The organism is Pseudomonas sp. H11T01 (assembly GCF_048515765.1).
Lineage (GTDB): Bacteria > Pseudomonadota > Gammaproteobacteria > Pseudomonadales > Pseudomonadaceae > Aquipseudomonas.
The window spans coordinates 248323-271477 of record NZ_JBLYED010000004.1 but is presented as its reverse complement, the minus strand read 5'-3'; the positions used below and the strand labels follow the sequence as shown (position 1 = coordinate 271477).

General features: G+C 58.6%; 21 protein-coding genes and 1 riboswitch. Of the genes, 14 read left to right on the top strand and 7 right to left on the bottom strand.

Features of this window, described 5'->3' with window-relative positions; translation table 11 throughout:
- Positions 1-26 precede the first annotated feature (26 nt).
- Positions 27-2780 (bottom strand): response regulator, encoded by a 2754-nt coding sequence (locus tag ACN1C3_RS07520; RefSeq protein WP_419115174.1) that lies wholly within the window; start codon positions 2778-2780, stop codon positions 27-29.
- A 231-nt stretch (positions 2781-3011) separates the two neighbouring features.
- Here ACN1C3_RS07520 and ACN1C3_RS07515 point away from each other — a divergent pair, with 231 nt between their 5' ends.
- From ACN1C3_RS07515 to ACN1C3_RS07485, 7 genes are all read left to right on the top strand, one after another.
- Complete coding sequence (locus ACN1C3_RS07515; protein WP_419115173.1) at positions 3012-3740, top strand: response regulator transcription factor; 729 nt, start codon at positions 3012-3014, stop codon at positions 3738-3740.
- Entirely contained in the window at positions 3727-5088 is a 1362-nt protein-coding gene (locus ACN1C3_RS07510) for a histidine kinase sensor domain-containing protein (protein ID WP_419115172.1), read from the top strand. The genes ACN1C3_RS07515 and ACN1C3_RS07510 overlap by 14 nt, the downstream gene beginning before the upstream one ends.
- Positions 5089-5322: 234 nt before the next feature.
- On the top strand, positions 5323-6225 hold the full coding sequence (cysM, locus tag ACN1C3_RS07505) for a cysteine synthase CysM (protein ID WP_419115171.1): 903 nt from the start codon (positions 5323-5325) through the stop codon (positions 6223-6225).
- A complete protein-coding gene (rlmD, locus tag ACN1C3_RS07500; protein ID WP_419115170.1) occupies positions 6225-7577 on the top strand; it encodes a 23S rRNA (uracil(1939)-C(5))-methyltransferase RlmD in 1353 nt (450 codons plus the stop codon). Before cysM ends, rlmD begins: the two co-directional genes overlap by 1 nt.
- Before the next feature lie 125 nt (positions 7578-7702).
- Complete coding sequence (relA, locus tag ACN1C3_RS07495; RefSeq protein WP_419115169.1) at positions 7703-9946, top strand: GTP diphosphokinase; 2244 nt, start codon at positions 7703-7705, stop codon at positions 9944-9946.
- A gap of 5 nt (positions 9947-9951) precedes the next feature.
- On the top strand, positions 9952-10785 hold the full coding sequence (gene mazG / locus ACN1C3_RS07490) for a nucleoside triphosphate pyrophosphohydrolase (protein WP_419115263.1): 834 nt from the start codon (positions 9952-9954) through the stop codon (positions 10783-10785).
- Positions 10786-10809: 24 nt separating this feature from the next.
- The gene (locus ACN1C3_RS07485) at positions 10810-11349 is read left to right on the top strand and encodes a DUF2058 domain-containing protein (RefSeq protein WP_419115168.1); all 540 of its coding nucleotides are present in this window, start codon (positions 10810-10812) and stop codon (positions 11347-11349) included.
- Positions 11350-11409: 60 nt separating this feature from the next.
- Here ACN1C3_RS07485 and ACN1C3_RS07480 read toward each other — a convergent pair whose 3' ends face one another.
- The 4 genes from ACN1C3_RS07480 to purM form a co-directional block, all read right to left on the bottom strand.
- Positions 11410-11598, bottom strand: coding sequence for a hypothetical protein (locus tag ACN1C3_RS07480; RefSeq protein WP_419115167.1), 189 nt, complete (start codon positions 11596-11598; stop codon positions 11410-11412).
- A 362-nt stretch (positions 11599-11960) separates the two neighbouring features.
- The gene (locus tag ACN1C3_RS07475) at positions 11961-12674 is read right to left on the bottom strand and encodes a DUF3108 domain-containing protein (protein ID WP_419115166.1); all 714 of its coding nucleotides are present in this window, start codon (positions 12672-12674) and stop codon (positions 11961-11963) included.
- 8 nt (positions 12675-12682) lie between these two features.
- On the bottom strand, positions 12683-13333 hold the full coding sequence (gene purN, locus ACN1C3_RS07470; protein WP_419115262.1) for a phosphoribosylglycinamide formyltransferase: 651 nt from the start codon (positions 13331-13333) through the stop codon (positions 12683-12685).
- 11 nt (positions 13334-13344) lie between these two features.
- On the bottom strand, positions 13345-14403 hold the full coding sequence (gene purM / locus ACN1C3_RS07465) for a phosphoribosylformylglycinamidine cyclo-ligase (RefSeq protein WP_419115165.1): 1059 nt from the start codon (positions 14401-14403) through the stop codon (positions 13345-13347).
- Positions 14404-14781: 378 nt separating this feature from the next.
- On the opposite strand from purM, the gene ACN1C3_RS07460 reads away from it, so the two are divergent.
- From ACN1C3_RS07460 to ACN1C3_RS07435, 6 genes are all read left to right on the top strand, one after another.
- Positions 14782-15834, top strand: a complete 1053-nt coding sequence (locus tag ACN1C3_RS07460; protein ID WP_419115164.1) for a DUF2066 domain-containing protein — start codon at positions 14782-14784, stop codon at positions 15832-15834.
- Positions 15835-15869: 35 nt separating this feature from the next.
- A complete protein-coding gene (locus ACN1C3_RS07455; RefSeq protein WP_419115163.1) occupies positions 15870-16943 on the top strand; it encodes an AI-2E family transporter in 1074 nt (357 codons plus the stop codon).
- Between the two features lie 230 nt (positions 16944-17173).
- Complete coding sequence (gene hda / locus ACN1C3_RS07450; protein ID WP_054049492.1) at positions 17174-17878, top strand: DnaA regulatory inactivator Hda; 705 nt, start codon at positions 17174-17176, stop codon at positions 17876-17878.
- Positions 17879-18092: 214 nt separating this feature from the next.
- Positions 18093-18713 (top strand): C40 family peptidase, encoded by a 621-nt coding sequence (locus ACN1C3_RS07445; RefSeq protein ID WP_419115162.1) that lies wholly within the window; start codon positions 18093-18095, stop codon positions 18711-18713.
- A 166-nt stretch (positions 18714-18879) separates the two neighbouring features.
- Complete coding sequence (locus tag ACN1C3_RS07440) at positions 18880-19413, top strand: C40 family peptidase (RefSeq protein WP_419115161.1); 534 nt, start codon at positions 18880-18882, stop codon at positions 19411-19413.
- A gap of 22 nt (positions 19414-19435) precedes the next feature.
- Positions 19436-20098 carry a class I SAM-dependent methyltransferase gene (locus ACN1C3_RS07435; RefSeq protein ID WP_419115160.1) on the top strand — a complete coding sequence of 221 codons (663 nt, stop codon included), beginning with the start codon at positions 19436-19438 and terminating at the stop codon, positions 20096-20098.
- Positions 20099-20105: 7 nt separating this feature from the next.
- Here the strand turns inward: ACN1C3_RS07435 and ACN1C3_RS07430 are convergent, their stop codons facing one another.
- The gene (locus ACN1C3_RS07430; RefSeq protein ID WP_419115159.1) at positions 20106-21416 is read right to left on the bottom strand and encodes a PQQ-dependent sugar dehydrogenase; all 1311 of its coding nucleotides are present in this window, start codon (positions 21414-21416) and stop codon (positions 20106-20108) included.
- Positions 21417-21483: 67 nt separating this feature from the next.
- The gene (locus ACN1C3_RS07425; RefSeq protein WP_419115158.1) at positions 21484-22068 is read right to left on the bottom strand and encodes a hypothetical protein; all 585 of its coding nucleotides are present in this window, start codon (positions 22066-22068) and stop codon (positions 21484-21486) included.
- 155 nt (positions 22069-22223) lie between these two features.
- A riboswitch (cobalamin riboswitch) is annotated at positions 22224-22459 on the top strand.
- 77 nt (positions 22460-22536) lie between these two features.
- On the opposite strand from ACN1C3_RS07425, the gene cobO reads away from it, so the two are divergent.
- Entirely contained in the window at positions 22537-23148 is a 612-nt protein-coding gene (gene cobO, locus ACN1C3_RS07420) for a cob(I)yrinic acid a,c-diamide adenosyltransferase (RefSeq protein ID WP_419115157.1), read from the top strand.
- Positions 23149-23155 lie beyond the last annotated feature (7 nt).

Sequence of the window (23155 nt, the reverse complement as noted above, 5' to 3'; positions counted from 1 at the left end):
ATCGGCATCGCCGCTATTGCCGTGGGTCAGGCACTGATGCGGGCTTCGGTGGCCAGGCGATTAATGGCCCGGTCCAGTTCATCCAGCGCGGTAAAGGCCTTTTGGTCTTCTTGCTTGAGCAGGGTTTCACTGCGCTGGCAAGCTGCGCGCAATTGCGGTACGCCGCAGTAGCGGGTAGCGCCGTGCAGGCGATGGACCCGTTCGATCAGCGCATTCTGGTCATTGGCTGCTCGGGCGACGCGGATGGCTTCACGGTCAGCCTCCAACGATGCGAGCAGCATCGCCAGCATATCGGCGGCCAGATCGGCTTTGCCCGCGGCCAGACGCAGCCCTTCCTCATGATCAAGCACCTGCAATTCGGCGCCATTGATGTAGGACTCGCTGGCGCGCTCCGGTCCATGGTTGCGCAGCGCCAGGCCGGTCCATTTCAACACCACCTGGGCCAGTTGGCGCTCACTGATAGGCTTGGTCAGGTAGTCGTCCATCCCGCTTTGCAACAGGGCGCGCTTTTCATTGGCCATGGCATGGGCGGTCAGGGCGACGATCGGCAGCGGGGTGCTGTGCCGCTCGCTTTCCCATTGGCGGATCACTTCGGTGGTCTCGCGTCCGTCCATCCCGGGCATTTGCACGTCCATCAGGATCAGATCGAAGGTTTCTGTCTGCACGGCCTTGACCGCGGCATAGCCGCTCTCGACCGCGACCACCTTGGCCCCCATGTCTTCAAGTAGGGTTTGCACCAGCAACAGATTGGCCGGGTTGTCATCGACGCAGAGCACTTTCGGCGCGCGGCTGGAGAGGGGTTCACCAGGATCGTTGCGCATCTGGCGCGGATTGACCAGGTCGGCCAAGGCTCGGCGCAGCTTGCGGGTGCAGGCCGGTTTGGCTTGCAATTGACTGTGGGGGTTGGGCACCGAGAGATGAAACAGTGTTTGTTCAGTGGTCGGGCACAGCACCAGTACCTTGCAGCCCATATGCTCGAGGTCCCAGATGTGCTGATTGAGACGCTCGGGTGGCATGTCCTTGGTGGTGATGCCGAGCACCGCCAAGTCGATTGCCTGATCGGTCTGATGGGCGCCGGTAATGCCGTTGGTCAACGCTTCCAGTGTATTGAACGGGGTGACTTCCAGGCCACAGTCTTCCAGTTGGTGCTGCAACGCCTGGCGGGCCAGTTCGTGGTTCTCCAGCACGGCGACACGGCGGCCGAGCAGTGGCGCCGACGGCAGGTCTTCGGCGTCGTCGCGGGTTTTAGGCAGGCTCAGGCTGATCCAGAACTCGGAACCTTCGCCGGGCGTGCTGTCGACGCCGATCTCGCCGCCCATCTGCTCGATCAGGCGTTTGGAAATCACCAGCCCCAGGCCGGTGCCGCCGGGTTGCCGGGACAGCGAATTGTCAGCCTGGCTGAAGGCTTGAAACAGGGCGCGTACATCCTGATTGGACAAGCCGATGCCGGTGTCCTGAATGCTGATGCGCAGTTGTACGCTGTCTTCATGCTCTTCTTCGAGCATGGCGCGGGCGACGATAGTGCCCTCACGGGTGAACTTGATCGCGTTGCTGACCAGGTTAGTGAGGATCTGTTTGAGGCGCAGGGGATCGCCGACCAGCGACAAGGGTGTATCGCGGTAGACCAGGCTCACCAGTTCAAGCTCTTTGGCGTGGGCCGCCGGGGCGAGGATGGTCAGGGTGTCCTGTAGCAGGTCACGCAGGTTGAAGGGAATGCTGTCGAGTACCAGCTTGCCGGCCTCGATTTTCGAGAAGTCGAGAATCTCGTTGATGATCCCCAGCAAGCTGTCGGCGGATTTCTCGATGGTGCTCAGGTAATCCAGCTGACGGGGCGTCAACTCACTTTTCTGCAACAGATGGGTAAAGCCGAGGATGCCATTGAGGGGCGTGCGGATTTCGTGGCTCATGTTGGCCAGAAACTCGGATTTGATCCGGCTCGCTTCCAGTGCCTCTTTACGCGCCAGGTCCAGCTCGATGTTCTGGATTTCGATGGTTTCCAGGTTCTGCCGAACGTCTTCAGTGGCTTGGTCGATGCTGAGTTGCAATTCTTCCTGGGCGTTTTGCAGGGTGCCAGCCATGCGGTTGATGCCCGATGCCAGTTCATCCAGCTCCTGACTGCCGAGCGGCGGCAAGCGGGTTTCCAGGTTGCCGTCCTTGAGTTGCGCAACAGCCTGTTTGATCAGACTGAGCGGCGCGTTAATGGTGCGGCTTATGCGCAGCGCCAGCAGGGCAGTGCCGGCAAGGCCCGCGAGGATCAACATCAGGCTGGCGAACAAACTGCGATAGCCACGCAGCAGCATGCCGCTGTGGGAAAGCTCGAGTTCGACCCAACCCAGTAGACGGTCGGTTTCCTCCGGGATCAAGTCGCCAGCCAGGTTGCGGTGCCGGCCGAACACCGGCAACAGATAGCGGGTCGCGTCGCTGCCGCTGCGTTGCAACATGTGGGTGCTGTTACCGATCGGCGGCTGATTGAGCATGCTCGGCCCGGCGTGGGCCAATTGCGTGCGATCAGGCGCGAGAAAAGACACGGCGCGAACATCCGCCTGTTCGAGGGATTGGGTCGCGATGCGTTCCAGTAAATCGGTGTTGTTATGGCCCATGGCAGGGGCCACCAGTGGCGCCAGTTGTTCGGCGATCATCTCGCCACGTTGCAGGAGTTGGGTTTGCAGGTCGGACAGCTGCATCCATGTGAAGTAGCCGCCCAGCAACAATGCCATCAAGCTGGTCGGCAACAAGGTCAGCAAAAGCACGCGGCCTTTTATCCCCAGTTTCTTAAGCACGCAACTCTCCTGCTAGCACACTGTTTTTTTGAATGACGCACGGATGACTGACGCGCACATCCTGCACGCATCACCTGCGCAGTGTAGCCATTTGCATGCAGGCAATCTTCGTAAATTAACGCCGTGCTCAGCCTGGCGCTGCAAGTGTCATACCCATGATGAGCGCGCTCAGGTTGCTCACCGGGGAGCAATCTTGAATAATTGGTAACTGAGAATGACTTGCAGAAGCTAATGACTCCCGTATCTATTGGCCATCCCCGTATTCTGGCGATTGAAGACGACCTCGTGCTGGGCGCTTATGTCCATGAGCACCTGGGGCGCTATGGCTTTCAGGTGATCTGGTGCCAAAACGGCATGGAGGGACTGGCGATTGCCCGGCAGCAGGTCTTCGATCTGGTGCTGATGGATATTCTCTTGCCAGGCATGAATGGCCTGTCGGTGCTGACGCATTTGCGTGAAAGCCACTCGCTTCCGGTGATTCTGATGTCGGCGTTGGGCGCCGAGGCGGATCGCATCAGCGGTTTTCGTCTGGGGGCCGATGATTACCTGCCCAAGCCCTTCAGCATGGCCGAGTTGCGGGTGCGCATCGAAGCCATCCTGCGTCGTGTGGCGCTCGACCGCCACCAAGTTCCGGTTCCGGCGCCGCTCAACAATGATTCCCAGAGCCTTCGTTTCGACGATGAGCGGTGCGATGTCCACCACGGTGAGCGATGGGCCGGCCTGACCCGCAGCGAATACCGCCTGCTGGAGACGTTGAACCGTAATGGTGATGAAGTGCTCAGCAAAGCCTTCCTTTATCAACAGGTCCTGCAACGCGGCTATGCCCCCCACGACCGTAGCCTGGACATGCATATCAGCCAGATTCGCCGCAAGCTCAAGGCGATCGGCTACAGCGAACGTGAAGTGCGCACGGTCTGGGGCAAGGGCTATGTGCTGAGCGCGATCGATGAAATGGTCTGACCTGCCAGGTAAACACTCGCTGTTCTGGAGGTTGGCCTTTCTATTAATAGCGTTCTGTTTGCTGATGATCTGGCTGAGCTGGTCCTGGGGCCGTTATATGGAGCAGAAGAATCTGTTCTTGTCCGACGAAGCTCGAGCCACCCTCAGTGGCTACGCCGCCGAGGCCGAACGTGCCTGGACTCAAGGACAGAGCCCTGGCGTCGATGGCTGGTTGCAGACAGTGCGCCTGCGTGAGCGCAGCTGGGTCGGTGTCATCGGTCACGATTTGCATTCGCTGAGCAGCTACCCGCTAAAGACGTCGGAGAACCAACGCCTGACATTTCTGCGTGGTCTGGATTGGCCCGTCAGTCGCCATACCCGTGGTTTGCCCTGGTTGAAAATTCCATTCCCCAACGATCCTGCCGCGGGCAGCCTGGTGATTGAATTGCCCCAGCGGTTTATGCCTGGGCGTTATCGGGTGTTCTGGCGGGTGGTGACCAATGGGGTGATTCCGAGGTTGTTCACGTTGCTGCTGTGCGTCGGTTTGTATCGCTTGTTGGTCGTGCCGCTGAACAACCTGCGTGAGCAGGCCAATGCCTGGCGCGCCGATCGACTGACCGTGCGACTGTCCACCCAAACCACCAGCCGGCAGGATGAATTGGGTGAACTGGGGCGAGCGTTCGATCAAATGTCCGAACGCCTGCAAAGTACCGTGGCGCTGCAGCAACAATTGCTGCGCGACCTGTCTCACGAGCTGCGAACGCCCTTGAGCCGCTTGCGTGTGGCCAGTGAAAGCGAACAGAGCCTGGCGCAATTGCGTGAGCGGCTGGGACGGGAAGTCGACGGCATGCAGCGGCTGGTGGAAGACACTCTGCAGCTGGCCTGGCTCGACACCGAGCGCGCGCCGTTGCCCGAAGAAGACATCCAGATTCAGGCCTTATGGGAAATGCTCACGGAAAACGCTTGTTTCGAAAGCGGCTGGCCGTCCGAGCAATTGCACTGCGCAGTTGATTCATCGTGCTGGGTGCGCGGTCACCTCAACACATTGGCGCAGGCACTTGAAAACATCCTGCGCAACGCCATCCGCCATTCTCCGGCAGGCGGTATCGTGCGCCTCCATGGTCGTCGGGAAGGTGCCTATTGGCATCTTTGGCTGGAAGATCAGGGCGGTGGCGTCGCAGAGCAAGAGCTGGAGCGAATTTTCGCGCCGTTCACCCGTCTCGACGGCTCGCGTCCCGGCGACGGTGGATTTGGCCTGGGCCTGAGCATCGCCCGCAATGCCGTGCAGCGTCAGGGGGGTAGTTTGTGGGCGGAAAACACGGGGCAGGGGTTGCGGTTGAATATGCGGTTGTTGGCCCGGACTGCGTGATCGCTGGGTGATCGTTCCCATGCTCCCGCGTGGGAATGCCTCACTGGACGCTCTGCGTCCGTTTTTGTGACGCGGAGCGTCACGGGCTGCATTCCCACGCAGAGCGTGGGAACGATCAGCCCCCGAATCCCCTGCTTATGCCCATAAGCCATAAGCACCACACTTTGCGTGATATGGACTCCAGACGTTTGCCGGTATGATAGGCGCCCCCGCAGTCTGGATTGCGAATACGCCATGACCTTGCAGTACCCAACCATCGCCGATTGCGTCGGCAACACCCCGCTGGTCCGTTTGCAGCGCCTGCCCGGCGCCACCAGCAATACCCTGCTGCTCAAGCTCGAGGGTAATAACCCCGCGGGTTCGGTCAAGGACCGTCCGGCGCTGTCGATGATCACGCGTGCCGAGTTGCGCGGGCAGATCCATGCCGGCGATACGCTGATCGAAGCGACCTCGGGTAATACCGGGATTGCCCTGGCGATGGCCGCGGCGATCAAGGGTTACAAGATGATCCTGATCATGCCCGACAACTCCAGTGCCGAGCGCAAGGCAGCGATGACCGCCTATGGCGCCGAACTGATTCTGGTCACTCAGGAAGAGGGCATGGAGGGCGCCCGCGATCTCGCCGAGCGGATGCAGGCCGAGGGTCGCGGCAAGGTGCTCGACCAGTTCGCCAACGGTGATAACCCCGAGGCGCACTACACCGGCACTGGCCCGGAAATCTGGCGCCAGACCGAAGGCAGCATTACCCACTTCATCAGCTCCATGGGCACCACCGGCACCATCATGGGCGTTTCGCGCTACCTGAAGGAGCAGAACCCGGCGGTGCAGATCGTTGGTCTGCAGCCGATGGAAGGCTCGGCCATTCCCGGTATCCGTCGCTGGCCGCAAGAATACCTGCCGAAGATTTATCAGGCCGATCGGGTCGACCGAATCGTTGATATGGCCCAAAGCGAAGCCGAAGACGTAACCCGTCGTCTGGCCCGCGAAGAAGGCATTTTCTGTGGTGTGTCCTCGGGCGGTGCGGTGGCAGCGATGCTGCGTTTGTCCCAGGAAGTCGAAAACGCGGTCATGGTCGCGATCATTTGTGACCGTGGCGACCGTTACTTGTCGACCGGCATTTTCGACGCGCCCAACTGATGGCCAAGCAAGAGAGAGGCCTGCGCTTCCAACCGAGCGGCGGCACCCGGGCACCGCAAGTGCCCACCGGTAAAAAGCAACGGTTGACGATTGAACGTCTGGCCAACGATGGCCGGGGCATTGCCTTTTTTGAAGGCCGTACCTGGTTCGTCGCGGGTGCTTTGGCCGGTGAAGAAGTCGAAGCGCGGGTCTTGGGCGCCCACGGTAAAGTCGTCGAAGCACGTACTGAGCGGGTGTTGGTGGCCAGTGATCTGCGCCGCCCGGCACCGTGTGTCCATGCCGGGCGCTGTGGTGGTTGCAGCGTTCAACATCTGCCCCACACTGAACAGCTTGCCCTGAAACAGCGCATGCTCGCCGAGCAATTGTCGCGGGTCGCGGGGGTCGAGCCTGAAGAGTGGGCAGCGCCCTTGAGTGGGCCGGAATTCGGCTACCGACGTCGCGCCCGGGTGGCGGTACGTTGGGACGCCAAGGCGAAAAAACTCGAAGTGGGTTTTCGTGCGACAGCGAGTCAGGACATCGTCGGCATCAATGATTGCCTGGTGCTGGTACAGCCCTTGCAACCGATCATGAAGCACTTGCCGGAAATGCTCCGGCGTTTGAGCAAACCTCAGGCGTTGGGTCATGTGGAGTTGTTCCATGGTTCGTCCAGCGCATTTTTGCTGCGGCACATGGCGCCATTGTCTGAAGCTGATTTGACGATACTCAAAGAATTTTGTGCATTCCATGAGGCTCAGTTGTGGCTGCATGGTGAAGGTGAGCCGCAACCGGTCGAACCGGATCAGCAGCTAGGCTATCGATTGGAGCAGTGGGATTTGCAGCTGGCTTATCGGCCGGGAGATTTCATCCAGGTCAACGCCGGGGTCAATGAAGCGATGGTCGCTCAGGCGCTGGAGTGGTTGGCACCGACGGCCGATGAGCGCGTGCTCGATCTGTTCTGCGGCTTGGGTAACTTTGCGTTGCCTCTGGCAAAAAAAGTTCGCGAAGTGGTGGCCGTCGAAGGTGTAGCGGCAATGGTCGAACGTGCCACCGACAATGCGGTTAGCAACAATGTGCATAACGCGAAGTTTTTTCACGCCGATTTATCCCAGCCTTTGGCTGATGCCAAATGGGCCAGCGAGGGCTTTTCTGCGGTACTCTTGGACCCACCCCGTGACGGTGCTTTCGAGGTGGTGCGCAAGCTCTCTACCCTGGGTGCCAAACGGTTGGTTTACGTGTCGTGCAACCCGGCAACTCTGGCTCGCGACACGGTTGAATTGATCAAGCAGGGCTACCGGTTAAAACGTGCCGGGATCCTCGATATGTTTCCTCAGACGGCACATGTCGAGGCCATGGCGTTATTTGAAGCGAGCTAGGATGGCTCGTCTGGTCCGACTGGCCCGCTAATGCATGACCCCTCGCCAGCCCAGCGAGGGAACATTGGCAACGAAGGTCAGCGATTTTGACGCATTGAATGTGCGTCGTAGGGAAGGTAAGCAAGATGGTACAGGTGAGAGCACACCAGCCGATCAACACCGACGGCAGTATCAATCTCGAGGCATGGCTCGATCATGCGGTCAGTGTCGATCTGGCGCTGGACCGCGAAGCCTTGAAAGAAGCCTGCGAGTTCGCTCGCGAGGCTGAACAGCAAGACAATGCGGCGAAGAATCTCTGGGCCGAGGGGATGTCAAGTTTCCGTACCGGTCTGGAAATCGCAGAAATTCTCGCTGATCTCAAACTGGACCAGGATTCGCTGGTGGCTGCGGTGCTTTACCGCGGTGTCCGCGAAGGTCAGATCCAGTTACCGGTGGTCAGTCAACGTTTCGGCCCGGTGGTGGCCAAGCTGATCGACGGCGTGCTGCGCATGGCCGCGATTAGTGCCAGTTTGAGCCCGCGCCAGTCGTTGGTGCTCGGCACCCAGGGGCAGGTCGAAAACCTTCGCAAGATGCTGGTGGCCATGGTCGACGACGTTCGCGTCGCGCTGATCAAGCTGGCCGAGCGCACCTGCGCGATTCGTGCGGTGAAAACCGCCGATGACGAAAAACGCAACCGGGTCGCCCGTGAAGTCTTCGACATCTATGCACCCTTGGCTCACCGTCTCGGTATCGGGCATATCAAATGGGAGCTGGAGGATTTGTCCTTCCGTTACCTGGAGCCCGATCAGTACAAGCAAATTGCCAAGTTGCTGCATGAGCGTCGCCTCGATCGCGAGCGCTTCATCACCGATGTGATGAACCAATTGCAGAACGAATTGCAGGCGACCGGCGTCGACGCTGATATCAGCGGTCGGGCCAAACACATCTATTCGATCTGGCGCAAAATGCAGCGCAAGGGTCTGGAGTTCAGTCAGATCTACGACGTGCGCGCCGTACGCGTGCTGGTGCCGGAAATACGCGACTGCTACACCGCGCTGGGCATCGTCCATACCTTGTGGAGGCACATCCCGAAAGAGTTCGACGACTACATCGCCAACCCTAAAGAGAACGGCTATCGCTCGCTGCATACTGCGGTGATCGGTCCTGAAGGCAAGGTGCTGGAAGTCCAGATTCGTACCCATGCGATGCACGAAGAGGCCGAGCTGGGCGTTTGCGCTCACTGGCGCTATAAAGGCACCGACGTCAAATCCGGCTCCAATCACTACGAAGAGAAAATTTCCTGGCTACGTCAGGTGCTCGAGTGGCACGAGGAACTGGGGGACATCGGTGGTCTGGCCGAACAGCTGCGGGTCGATATCGAACCGGATCGGGTGTACATCTTCACCCCGGACGGCCACGCCATCGACTTGCCCAAAGGTGCGACGCCGCTGGACTTCGCCTACCGCGTGCACACCGAAATCGGTCACAACTGCCGCGGTGCCAAGATCAACGGACGAATTGTCCCGCTCAATTACAGCCTGCAAACCGGTGAACAGGTCGAGATCATCACCAGCAAGCACGGCACGCCGAGCCGCGACTGGCTGAACCCGAACCTGGGTTACATCACCACCTCGCGGGCCCGGGCGAAGATCGTCCACTGGTTCAAGTTGCAGGCTCGTGATCAAAACGTGGCCGCCGGTAAAACCTTGCTCGAACGTGAGTTAGGTCGTCTGGGCTTGCCGCAGGTTGATTTCGACAAGCTGGCCGAAAAGGCCAACATGAAAACCGCCGAGGACATGTTTGCCGCGTTGGGCGCCGGTGATTTGCGTCTGGCGCAGTTGGTCAATCTGGCCCAACAGCTGGTCGAGCCGGAGCGCGGCAACGAACAGCTGGAACTGATTCCGCGCAAGGCCACGGGTTACAAGCCCGGCAAGCGCGGCGACATCCAGATCCAGGGCGTCGGCAACCTGATGACCCAAATGGCTGGCTGCTGCCAGCCGCTACCGGGGGATGCGATCGTCGGTTACATCACTCAGGGCCGGGGCGTCAGCATTCACCGTCAGGACTGCGCGTCAGTGCTGCAGTTGAGCAGTCGTGAGCCGGAGCGGATCATTCAGGTCAGTTGGGGGCCAGTGCCGGTGTTGACCTATCCGGTCGACATCATCATTCGTGCCTACGACCGCTCCGGTTTGCTGCGCGATGTTTCGCAAGTGCTGCTTAATGAGCGGATCAACGTGCTGGCGGTCAACACCCGCTCGAACAAGGAAGACAACACCGCGTTGATGTCCTTGACCATCGAAATTCCGGGGCTGGATGCGTTGGGGCGGTTGTTGGGGCGTATTTCCCAATTGCCGAACATCATTGAAACCCGCCGTAACCGGACGCCATGAAATCGATGTACAACCTTGAAGACTTGTTGCACCTGATGAGCCGTCTGCGGGATCCGCAGTACGGCTGCCCTTGGGATATCAAGCAGACTTACGAAACCATCGTCCCTCACACCCTGGAAGAAGCGTACGAGGTCGCTGACGCTATCGAGCGCGGTGACTTCGATCACCTCCAGGGCGAGCTGGGGGACTTGCTGTTCCAGGTGGTTTATTACAGCCAGTTGGCCCGGGAAGAGGGGCGTTTCGAATTCGATGGTGTTGTCGACAGCATTACCCGCAAGCTGATTCGGCGTCATCCCCATGTGTTTCCGACCGGCGATCTGTATGCGCCGCTGGATATTGCGCGGCTTGACGAAGAGCAGGTCAAGCAGCGCTGGGAAGAGATCAAAGCCGAGGAGCGGGCCGAGAAGTCCCACGCTCCGCAGCAATTATCCTTGCTCGATGATGTACCTGGTGCGCTGCCTGCGTTGTCCCGAGCGGCGAAATTGCAGAAGCGTGCAGCTCAGGTCGGTTTCGACTGGCCTGACGCCTTGCCGGTAATCGACAAGGTTCGTGAAGAGCTCGATGAAGTGCTCGAAGCCATGGCCGACAACGACTCTGCGGCCATCGCCGATGAGGTGGGTGATCTGCTGTTTGTCGTGGTGAATCTGGCCCGGCACCTCAAGGTCGATCCGGAAACCGCCTTGCGTGGTGCCAACGTCAAATTCGAGCGACGCTTCCGATTTATCGAACAGGCATTGCGCGATACCCACCGTCCCATAGAAGATTGCACCCTCGAAGAGTTGGACGCCTTGTGGGGCGAAGCCAAACGCCAGGAAAAGAATTTGCCCAGCTGCGGCTGAGCCGTTGCCTAAGTGAGTAAGTACATGAGCCTTTCCCTTCGCGACCAGTTGCTCAAAGCAGGGCTGGTCAACCAAAAGCAGGCCAAACAGGTCGGCAAAGAAAAACAGAAACAACAGCGCCTGGTTCACAAAGGCCAGATTGAACAGGACGATACCCAGCAGCGACTGGCCCAGGAAGCCTTGGCCGAGAAGGTCAAGCGCGACCAGGAACTCAATCGTCAGCAACAGGAAAAGGTCGAGGCCAAGGCCCGTGCCGCACAGATCAAGCAATTGATCGAAGTCTCGCGCCTGCCGAAGCTGACCACCGAGGATTACTACAACTTCGTCGACGATAAAAAGGTCAAGCGCCTGTCGGTGAACACCTTGATGCGCAACAAGCTCAGCAACGGTTCGCTGGCGATCGTCCATCATGGCGGTGGTTACGAAGTGATCCCTCGTGAGGCGGCGCTAAAAATCCAGGAGCGCGATCCGCAACGTATCGTCCAGCTCAACGTGGTGACCGAAGCGCCGGATGAAGATGATCCGTACGCGGCTTATCAGATCCCGGATGATCTGATGTGGTAAGGGATTAGAAACAACAAACCCCGCTTCGGCGGGGTTTGTCGTTTTACCAATACGGTCATTTCAACTGCTGACGCTCTCGCGTTTGCTCTCTAGATTTTCCAGCTCTGCCTTATAGCTGTGGGCGTCACTTTCGGAGTGAAACATCCCCACCAGCATGTCTTGTTGATGCACATCCCAGATTCGTATACCGGCGGCTACGCCTTCGTGGGACATATGTGAATCGTCGCGTTCAGTTACTTTTACAGTCATCTGCTAGCTCCAATTTCAATTGATCTGCAGCAAAGCGTGTGCAGGACTTATTTATATATTTTGTTAGCTTGCTAAGTAAATGAGCGGATTTTGTAAGGGTCTTTTGCAGAAAATGCAAAAGTCCCGCAGGCCGCGAAAGGCGTGACATTCGGTCGCAGGCGCCTGAGTTTTATGACAAAAGCTTCATGTTAATGGCAGGTTTCTTCTCGTGGGAGCAGGCTTGCCCGCGAAGGGCACAACGCGTTTTGACAGGTTCACCGCGTCATATTCTTCGCGGGCAAGCCACGCTCCCACAAGAGCGTGTGCAAACCACAGGCGAAAAAAAGCCCCGCAATCGCGAGGCTTTTTTGATTCGATCCGGATCAGCTGCCTTTGACAGCCTTGCCGTTGACGTTGCCGTCCAGGAGCATGATGTTGTACTCCTTGCCGTCGGTCTCAACCTGTTGCAGGCGCACCAGCAGGTAATCCCAGTCTTTGGCGAACCACATGACGGTGATGCGTTTGCTTTGTGTCGGGTCGCGCACGCGCTCGACTTTGATCGCATCGATCTGGCCGGCCTTGGTGTCGACCTTCTCTGAACCCAGCACACGGAAATCGTAGGTGTCGACTTCACTGCCATCGACGACAACGTAACTCATGCTCTTCTTGCCGGCAGCCACATCTTGCTGTAGGGCAAGCTGATAGGTGGATTTGTCGACCATGCCACGATTGAGCGGCACTTTGACAGGGTCTCCACGATCAGTGCCGGTGATCATTTTGTTCGTCCAGTCGAAATCCAGGTCGGACTTCTTGGCTTTGCCCAGCCCGCCACGCTCGAAGTGATACGACTGCGGCAGCAAGGTGTCCTTGTCCAGCGTCAGCGTGCTTTCTTCGGTCAGGCTGGCAATCATCATGGAGGCCTTGAAGCTCATGGTCCATGAGCCGTTGGCGTTCTTTGTCAAGCTACGTTCAGCCGTGCCGCTCATGGGAAGTTGCTTCCAGTCGGCGGTATAGCTGGCGGAGAAAGGTTGAAGGTCTGCTGCCTGCACAACCGGCAGGGCGAACAGAGCACAAGCGAAGAGCAGGGCACGACGCATAAAATCTCCTAGATTCGAATCAAGTGGCCGCTGGCCGCAAGTAACTGACCATCCAATAATGCACCATGTTCACCAAGCGTTAACCGACCTTCGGCAAACCAACGCACGGCCATCGGATAAATCTGGTGCTCCTGGACGTGGACTCGCTGCGCCAGACTCTGCGGCGAGTCGTCTAACTCTACCGGGATCACTGCTTGTACGACCAGTGGTCCGCCATCGAGTTCCTCGGTCACGAAGTGCACGCTGCAGCCGTGCTCCGTGTCGCAGGCCTCCAGCGCTCGCTGATGAGTGTGTAACCCTTTGTATTTGGGTAGCAGCGAAGGATGGATATTCAGCAAGCGGCCCTGGTAATGACGCACGAAATCAGCGCTGAGAATGCGCATGAATCCGGCAAGGACGACAAGCTTGGGGTCGAAGGCGTCGATCAGTTCGATCAAGGCAGCGTCGAAGGCCTCGCGGCCCTCGAAAGCCTTGTGATCCAGAGTGCGGGTTTCGATACCCGCATCGAAGGCGCGTTGCAGGCCGTAGGCGTCGGCGCGGTTGGAGATCACCGCGCGGATGCGGGCCGGGTTGTCCCCGGCCTGACAGTTGTCGATCAGCGCCTGCAAGTTGCTGCCGGTACCGGAAAGCAGCACCACTACATCACAGGTTGCTGGCATCGGCTCTTGCATCAGTGAACCTTGAGGTTTTTCAGCTCGACCTGCGCAGCGCCTTCAGCAGCAGTGGCGATCTGGCCGATGACCCACGGTTGCTCGCCGGCTTCACGCAGAACGTTCAGGGCAATTTCAACGTGCTCCTGAGCGACGCAGATCACCATGCCAACGCCGCAGTTTAGTACGCGGTGCATTTCCACTTCTTCAACGTTGCCTTTCTCTTGCAGCCAGTCGAAGACCGCAGGGCGCTGCCAGCTGGCGACGTCAACCACGGCTTGAGCGCCTTTAGGCAGAACGCGTGGGATGTTGTCGAGCAGGCCGCCACCGGTGATGTGGGCCATGGCTTTGACGGCGCCAGTGTCTTTGATCAGCTTGAGCAGCGGCTTCACATAGATACGGGTCGGGGCCATCAACAGGTCGGTCAGCGGTTTGCCGTCGAGCTGGATGTTTTCGATGTCGGCGCCGGAGACTTCGATGATCTTGCGGATCAGCGAGTAACCATTGGAGTGCGGACCGGAAGATGGCAGGGCGAGCAGGGCATCGCCAGCGGCGACTTTCGATCCGTCGATGATTTCGGACTTCTCGACCACGCCGACGCAGAAACCGGCCAGGTCGTAGTCTTCGCCTTCGTACATGCCAGGCATTTCAGCGGTTTCGCCGCCGACCAGCGAGCAACCGGACAATTCGCAGCCAGCGCCGATGCCGGTCACTACCTGGGTAGCGGTTTCGACATTCAGTTTGCCGGTGGCGTAGTAATCGAGGAAGAACAGCGGCTCTGCGCCGCACACCACCAGATCGTTGACGCACATGGCGACCAGGTCGATGCCGATGCTGTCGTGTTTATTCAGATTCAGCGCCAGGCGCAGCTTGGTGCCGACGCCGTCGGTGCCGGAGACCAAAACCGGTTGTTTGTAGCCGGCCGGGATCTCGCAGAGGGCGCCAAAACCGCCCAGGCCGCCCATGACTTCCGGGCGCGCAGTGCGCTTGGCGACGCTCTTGATGCGTTCGACCAATGCTTCACCGGCGTCGATGTCTACACCGGCGTCCTTGTAGCTCAGGGAGGGTTGCTTGCTCATGATCCAGGCCTTTAGGGGGGATTCAGGGGTATCGACCGAGTCCAGTGAGACCGCTGAAAAAACCAATGCGCGTGTACTGCGCGAGAATTTCAGGGTGCCCAGCTGTTGCCGGTCTGCGAAGGCGCGCGATTTTATCAGGCTTGAGGGGCAGCGGCCATCCTCAGGCCGACGGGCAGGGGCATATCACGTTAAAAAAATCATTATTGCGCGTATTGGTCGCCTCGCCCATGGCTGTATAAGGTATAGCCTTTAACCGACTATCGTTATGGCAGTACGAAAACTTACCAAGGTCGTGTGAATGTTTTGCTTAGGCGTGTGGTCACAGCCTTGCTCAATTGTGTTCATGCGGTCTCCGCTTTTAGCCGTCGGGAATCTTCCATGCGTCTGTGTAAATTTCTAATTGTTGGCTGTTTGTCATTTGTCAGCCTGGCGAGTCATGCCGAAACCCTCAATGGTTTGTACCAGGTGCGCGAACCGGTCAGCGGCCAAACCCCTGAGGAGCGTGATCAAGCCACGCAAAAGGCCCTGGATACCCTGGTGCTGCGTTTGACCGGTGACGTCAAAGCAGCGCAGAGCCCGGGGCTGGCGGCTATTCGCAAGGATCCGCAGCAGATCATCAGCCAATACGGCTATGACGCCGGTCCACCTGAAAGCCTGAAAGTCGATTTCGATCCGGTCAGCACTGACCGCGCATTGCGTCAGGCCGGGCTGGCGTTGTGGGGTAGCAATCGTCCATCGATTCTCGGTTGGTGGCTGAACGATTCGGCTGAAGGCTCGAGCCTGGTGGGCGACGGTCAGGCCAGCGCAGTGCCACTGCGTCGTGCCGCCCAGCACCGTGGTTTGCCGTTGCATTTGCCGATGGGTGATCTGAGTGAGCAGATTGTCGCCACCGCACCGAATCTTGAAGGAACCGATCCAGCGCCGCTGCGTGCGGCTTCACAACGCTACGCCACTGACGCCTTACTGGCAGTACATGCCCGCGAGGAGGGTGGGCAGTGGCAGGCCAAGTGGCGTTTGTGGCTGGGCGATCAGCGCGAGCAGGGCAGTGTGCAGGGCGCCGATACCGCGGCCCTGGCCGATGCGGTCTTGCTGGCCGTCAGTCAGAAGCTGGCACCACGCTTCGTTGCCAAGGCGGGAGTGTCGACCGAGCAGCTGCTGGAAGTGCAAGGCATGACTCTGGAACGCTATGCGGCGCTTGGGCATTTACTTGAGCCGTTTGGTGCGCAATTGCAACGTGTCGAGGGAGACCGAGCCATTTACCGGGTCAATGGCAGCGCTGAGCAATTGCGAGCGCAGTTAGGGTTGGCGAAGTTGCAAGAGGTTCCCGCAGGTGAGGCCGTTGCACCGGTCGCGGCTGCTCAACCGGTGGTACAAGGCGCAGCGCCGGTTACTGCACCTGCACCGACCGCGCAATTGCGTTTCCGTTGGTAAGTTGTTCTTTCCTTATATAGAAGCTGGAGTGGTTAATGGCTGATACGCGTCGTTGGGTATGGTTGGGTGGGATCGTCCTGCTGTGCGCGTTTGTGTACCTGCTTCATCCTATCCTTACCCCGTTTCTGGTGGCGCTGCTGCTGGCCTATTTGTTCGACCCGCTGGTGGATCGGCTGGAAAAGCTCGGTCTCTCGCGAACCTGGGGCGTAGTGGCGGTGTTCGCGCTGTTTACCGTGATCGTCATGACGCTGTTGCTGGTTCTGGTACCGATGCTGGCCAAGCAGCTGTTCCGGTTGTATGAACTGGCGCCGCAAATGCTCGATTGGTTGCAGCACACGGCGATGCCTTGGGCGCAGTCGAAGCTGGGCTTTGCGGAAGGCTTCTGGAAGTTCGACAAGGTCAAGGCTGCCATCAGCGAGCACATGGGCCAGACCACTGACATTGTCGGCGTGGTGCTGAGCCATGCAACGGCTTCCGGTCTCGCGTTGATCGGTTGGCTGGCCAACCTGGTGTTGATCCCGGTGGTGACGTTCTATCTGCTGCGGGACTGGGACCTGATGATGGCGAAGATCCGCAGCCTGCTGCCTCGCGATCGTGAAGAGCGCGTGATGTCATTGACTGGCGAGTGCCACGAAGTGCTCGGGGCCTTTGTTCGCGGTCAGTTGCTGGTGATGCTGGCGTTGGGTGTGATCTATGCGGCAGGCTTGATGTTGGTCGGGCTGGAGTTGGGGCTGTTGATCGGTCTGATTGCCGGTCTGGCGGCCATCGTGCCGTATATGGGTTTTGTTATCGGGATTGGTGCGGCCCTTGTGGCCGGTCTGTTCCAGTTTGGTGGCGACCTGTACCCCATGATCGGCATCGTTGCGGTGTTCATGGTCGGTCAGGCACTGGAAGGCATGGTTTTGACCCCGTTGCTGGTGGGGGACCGAATCGGTCTGCACCCGGTGGCGGTGATCTTCGCCATTCTGGCGGGCGGCGAGCTCTTTGGCTTTACCGGGATCCTGCTGGCATTGCCGGTAGCGGCGGTGATCATGGTGCTGGTGCGCCATGTGCACGATTTGTACAAAGACTCGGATATCTATAGCGGCGTGGATGATCTTGATTTATAAGGCCTTCTGATTGGCTGCCCAGGGTGGTCCGGCTCAGTGCCGGGTTTGCCCTGGCTGCTCTTGCGGCTGTCACAAACGCGGGCAAATAAACCCCGCTGATTCCTGCAAGTTAACGCAAACCTTTGATTTTGCTTATGGTCTGTTGCATTGTGCGCCCGGCGTCACGGGTATAAACTTTGCAAACTTTACACAGAGGCCACTAACGGTTCGTTTGGAATCGTTCAGTCAGCATGAAACCGATTCAGCTGCCCCTAGGTGTGCGTCTGCGTGATGACGCCACCTTTATCAACTACTACCCAGGCGCCAATGCCGCTGCACTCGGCTATGTCGAGCGGCTTTGCGAAGCCGACGCCGGCTGGACCGAAAGTCTGATCTATCTCTGGGGCAAGGACGGCGTAGGACGTACACACTTGCTGCAAGCCGCTTGCTTGCGGTTTGAGCAGATGGGTGAGCCAGCGGTGTACTTGCCGCTGGCGGAACTGCTGGATCGCGGTATCGAAATCCTCGACAATCTTGAGCAATACGAACTGGTTTGTCTGGATGATCTGCAGGCAGTAGCGGGGCGGGCAGACTGGGAAGAAGCGCTATTCCATCTGTTCAACCGATTGCGTGACAGTGGTCGGCGTCTGCTGATCGCCGCTTCAACCTCCCCACGTGAATTGCCGGTGAAGCTGGCAGACTTGAAATCACGCCTGACTCTGGCGTTGATTTTCCAGATGCGTCCGCTGTCCGATGAGGACAAGCTGCGTGCTCTGCAATTGCGTGCTTCGCGTCGAGGTCTGCACCTGACCGATGAAGTCGGGCACTTTATCCTCACTCGCGGCACCCGCAGCATGAGTGCGTTGTTCGAGCTGCTCGAGCGCCTCGATCAGGCTTCGTTGCAGGCGCAACGCAAGCTGACCATTCCCTTTCTGAAAGAAACCCTGGGCTGGTAAAACCAAGGCCTGCAGCGCTTTTTTGGCACTTTTCAGGCACCAGAAAGCGCGCGTCGAGGATGCTTCCAGGGCGCTCGAGCGTTTATATTGGGCTTAAGGCCTTAGATGTAAACGAGAAACCGATAAGTCACATTTGCATCGATTGAATTTGCAAATGAGGATGATAGAAGGCATAGTCTCGGCTTCTTTAGAACTATCAGCCACGGTCGTGCCCATGCTAAAGCGCTTCGCACCCCTCGTGCCTCTCGCACTCGTCACCCTGTTGTTTGGTTGCGCTGCTCACTCTCCAGTGTCTCAGCAAGAGCAACAACAACAGGTTAAAAACTCTGTTACTGCTCAGTCTTCCGCTATTTACCAGGAAGAGCTGGCAACCGAAAAAGAACTGGCCGATTTCGCTGGTAACAAGCCTTATCAGCTGCCTGTTCTGGCCGACAGCATCCTCGAACGCGGCATGTCCCTGATCGGTACCCGTTACCGTTTTGGCGGCACCTCCGAGGCAGGCTTCGATTGCAGTGGTTTCATCGGTTATCTGTTTCGTGAAGAGGCCGGCGTGAATTTGCCGCGTTCCACTCGCGAAATGATCAACGTGAACGCACCGCTGGTCGCTCGCAACAATCTCAAACCAGGTGACCTGCTGTTCTTCAGCACTAATGGCCGTGGCCGTGTCAGCCACGCCGGGATCTACCTCGGTGATGACCAGTTCATCCACTCCAGCAGCCGCCGTAGCGGTGGCGTTCGAGTCGATAGCCTGGGTGATAGCTACTGGAGCAAGACCTTCATCGAAGCCAAGCGTGCTCTTGCAATGGCCCCGACCACAGTCATGGCTCGCCAGTAATCAGGCTATTTGTAAGGCCAACTTAAAGTCTTACTTGAAGTTTGACAGGTAGACGCTAGAATCCTGACATATTGTTGAACAACTAACCGCGTAAGCCCTGCTTACGCGGTTTTGTTTTCAGCCTCACGGCAGAGAAAGCCGCATCCGGATCAGGATTGTTCTGCATATGTCGACGTCGGCCCGCCTCGCACTTCTCGTGTTCGCTGCACTGCTCAGTGCTTGCGCCAGCCGCACTCCGCCGCCTGCTCCGGTGATTCGGACGCCTGTTTTCGCTTCCCCCCAAACCTTTTCGCCTGCGGCCGAAGACGTGCTATTCCGTGCGCTGGGCCTGGTGGGGACGCCGTATCGTTGGGGTGGTAATACGCCGGATTCGGGTTTCGATTGCAGCGGCTTGATCGGTTATGTTTATCGCGATGTAGCCGGTGTCACGCTACCGCGTTCGACCCATGAGATGATCGGCATGAGTGCGCAGGATGTCGACCAAAACGCACTACAGACCGGTGACCTGATTTTTTTTGCCACCAATGGCGGCTCGCAAGTCAGCCACGCCGGGATCTATGTCGGCGAAGGTCGATTTGTTCACGCGCCGGCCACCGGCGGAACGGTGAAGCTGGACAGCCTGTCCAAAGCCTACTGGCAGAAAGCCTATCTCAGCGCCAAGCGGGTATTGCAGCCGGAACGTCTGGCGCACAACCCTTAGGCCACAGCTTGCAGAGGTTGTCATGACCGCTCGCACTCTCAATCTTGACGATTCCCTCTACAGCTACCTGCTGGATGTTTCCCTGCGCGAGACGCCGTTGTTGCGCCGTTTGCGTGACGAAACCCAGGCGTTACCCATGGCCCGCTGGCAGGTGGCGCCCGAGCAGGGCCAATTCCTCGCGCTATTGGTCAAGCTGACCGGTGCCAGGCGCTTGCTGGAAGTCGGTACTTTCACCGGCTATAGCGCTTTGTGCATGGCTTCAGTCTTGCCGGAAGACGGCACGTTGATCTGCTGCGATATCCCGGGCGATTACAACGCCACCGCCCGCCGTTACTGGCAGGAGGCGGGTGTGGCGCAGCGGATTGAATTGCGCCTGGCACCTGCGCTGGAAACCCTGGCTCAGATCGAGCAGCAAGGGCAGGGTGGCTGTTTCGACTTGATCTTCATTGATGCCGACAAAGCCAACTATCCGGCCTATCTGGAGAGTGCCTTGCGTCTGTTGCGAAGTGGTGGGCTGGCGATTTTCGATAACACGTTGTGGAGCGGGCGGGTGCTTGAGGTGAATCCCGAGAGTGAAGATACCCGAGCTATCCAGGCGCTGAACCGCGCCTTGAAGGATGACCCGCGTGTCGACTTGTCGCTGTTGCCGTTAGGTGATGGGCTGACGTTGTGCCGCAAACTGTAGGTCATTTTTATTTAGCCGACACCCGCCAAACTTTGTTCCCCACATCATCCGCCACCAACAAATTCCCTTGCTGATCAATTACCACGCCCACCGGGCGGCCCATGGCTTTGTCGTCTGCATTGAGGAAACCTGTCAGCACGTCAATCGGTTGTCCGGTCGGTTTGCCGGCGCTGAACGGTACGAAGATCACTTTGTAGCCGCTATGAGGTTTGCGGTTCCAGGAGCCGTGCTGGCCGATGAATGCGCCTTGAGTGAACGGCGCTGGCAACGTGCTGCCTTCAGCGAAGGTCAGGCCCAGCGACGCGGTGTGCGGGCCAACGGCGTAGTCCGGGGCAATGGCTTTGGCCACCAGCTTCGGGTTTTGCGGGGTGACGCGCACGTCGAGGTGCTGGCCGTAATAACTGAAGGGCCAACCGTAGAAGGCCCCGTCCTTGACCGAAGTGATGTAGTCCGGCACCAGATCGCTGCCGATCTCGTCCCGTTCGTTGACTGCGGTCCAGAGTTTCCCGCTCTGCGGCTCCCAGGCCATGCCATTGGGGTTACGCAGCCCCGAAGCGAAGATGCGGTGCTTACCCGTCGCACGGTCGACTTCCCAGATCGCTGCGCGACCTTCTTCCCGCTCCAGACCGTTTTCTCCGACATTGCTGTTGGAGCCGACGGTGACGTAGAGCTTCTTGCCATCCTTGCTGGCAATCACGTTCTTGGTCCAGTGGTGATTCAAGGTGCCGCCAGGCAGGTCTACCACTTTGGTCGGTTGTGCGCTGATGGTGGTTTCGCCGCTCTGGTAGGGAAAACGCAGCAACTGATCGGTGTCGGCCACGTACAGGTCATTGCCAACCAAGGTCATGCCGAACGGCGAGTTAAGGTTTTCCAGGAACACCGTACGGGTTTCGGCGACGCCGTCGTGGTCCTTGTCCCGCAGCAGGATGATGCGGTTGGGGCTCGGTACTTTGGCACCGGCGCGGGCCATGGCTTTGCCCATGATCCAGCCACGAATACCTTTGCCATCATCCGGTTTGGGTGGCGAGTTGGTTTCGGCCACCAGCACATCCCCATTAGGCAGCACGTAAAGCCAGCGCGGATGATCGAGCCCTTCGGCAAACGCTGCCACTTGAGTGCCAGGCGCGGTGGTCGGCTTGACACCTTTGGGCCAGCCGATTGCCGGGGCAACGTTGACGGTCGGGACAAGAGTGTTGTTGGGTTCCGGCAGCTTTGGCGATGGCCCGGTGCCGTCCGAGACTTGCAGCGTGGCGGTTTCACCACAGGCTGCAAGCCCTCCGGTGAGGACAATGAGGAGGGCAAGTTGAGGCTTGAGCATGCTGAACTCCCTATGACTGCACTGATGTAATCAGTAGAGGAGCATCGCTGCCGGTTGGTTCAACGTTTCAGCCGCGTGCCTCTTTGAGCAGTACGGCAATGCCGGGATAATAATTGCCGGATTCGTTGCGCAACTTGCGGTAGCCATAGGGGAAATACCAGGCCACAGCGCAGGTGTGTTCCTTTTGCAGGTCGTCGACCATGTCCTGGAGTTCTTCCGGGGTGGCGCTCTGTTGGGCCTTTTGTGGCGCCACGAACAGGCAACCCAGCTTCAGGTCACTGGCGTAGCTGATTTTCTTCGCATCGCTAACGATGTCGACCAATGCTTGCGTGAGATTCAGGTTATTGACCCGTGGCCAGCGTTGGGTGGCCTGGATGTAGACCCGTTCTTCCTGGGTGGCGATGAAGAGGTCGGCCCGCCCGTTGCGATTGCCGTCTTCCTGCTGTTTCTTGGTCGCGGCTTGTTCCAGAGTCACCATTTCCGCCATCCAGGCGGCAGCTGAGAGCAGGCCAATGTTGGCGCGTTCATCGAACCAATAAGGGGATTCGTTATCGCCTCGCATCTGGTTGTAGCGATCGATACAGTCAAACCAACGCTCCAGCACCGGGCGCAGGAACTCCAGTTTCGGATTGCTGATGATCATGCCTTGCATGTTGCTCACCCTTATTCTTGTAATGTTAGTGTTGTGGCTCTTTGATATCACTGCTTTCAGTGTGGCACAAGATTGGCGTCAGTTTTTTGATCGACGGCACACAATCGTGGTTGAACGTCCCGGGTTTAATTGACGCTCCACCCCCAACCCTCTAACCTTCGCGACTTGTTTCAGGTGCTCTGTGGCCGACGGTCGACAGAGTGAAACAGGGAAGCCGGTGAGTGCGCGTTCTTTAACAGAACGGGCAGCGATCCCGGCGCTGCCCCCGCAACGGTAAATGAGTCAAGACTGTGCTTTGTGCCACTGTGTCGAGTGTCGACATGGGAAGGCGTGCGGTCCGGGGTAAACCCACTCATGAGCCCGGAGACCGGCCTGATTCATCCAACGGCATCACGGTGGGCGATGCCAGGCTTAATGCCGTCTATTTCTATTCCTGCCCCCCATTATCCACCCTAGTGGAGAGCTGCCATGACTGAATCCCCCGATCGTGACGAACGCCATCTGGCGCGCATGCTGCGCAAAAAAGCCGTCATCGACGAGCGCATTGCCAACTCACCAAACGAATGCGGATTGTTGTTGGTGCTGACCGGCAACGGCAAAGGCAAAAGCAGTTCCGCCTTCGGCATGCTTGCCCGGGCCATGGGTCACGGCATGCAATGCGGCGTAGTGCAGTTCATCAAGGGTCGCAACAGCACCGGTGAGGAGCTGTTCTTTCGACGCTTTCCCGAGCAAGTGCGCTTTCACGTGATGGGCGAAGGCTTTACCTGGGAAACCCAGGACCGTCAGCGTGACATCGCTGCGGCTGAAGCAGCCTGGGAAGTGTCCCGTGAACTGCTGCGAGACCCGGCCATCGGCCTGGTGGTGCTCGACGAATTGAACATCGCCCTCAAGCACGGCTATCTGGACCTGGACCAGGTGCTCAGCGACTTGCAGGCTCGCCCGGCGATGCAGCATGTGCTGGTCACCGGCCGCGGCGCCAAGCCAGAGATGATCGACCTGGCCGATACGGTCACCGAAATGGGCGTGCTCAAACATGCGTTCCAGGCCGGGATCAAAGCGCAAAAAGGCATCGAGCTGTGAGTATTCA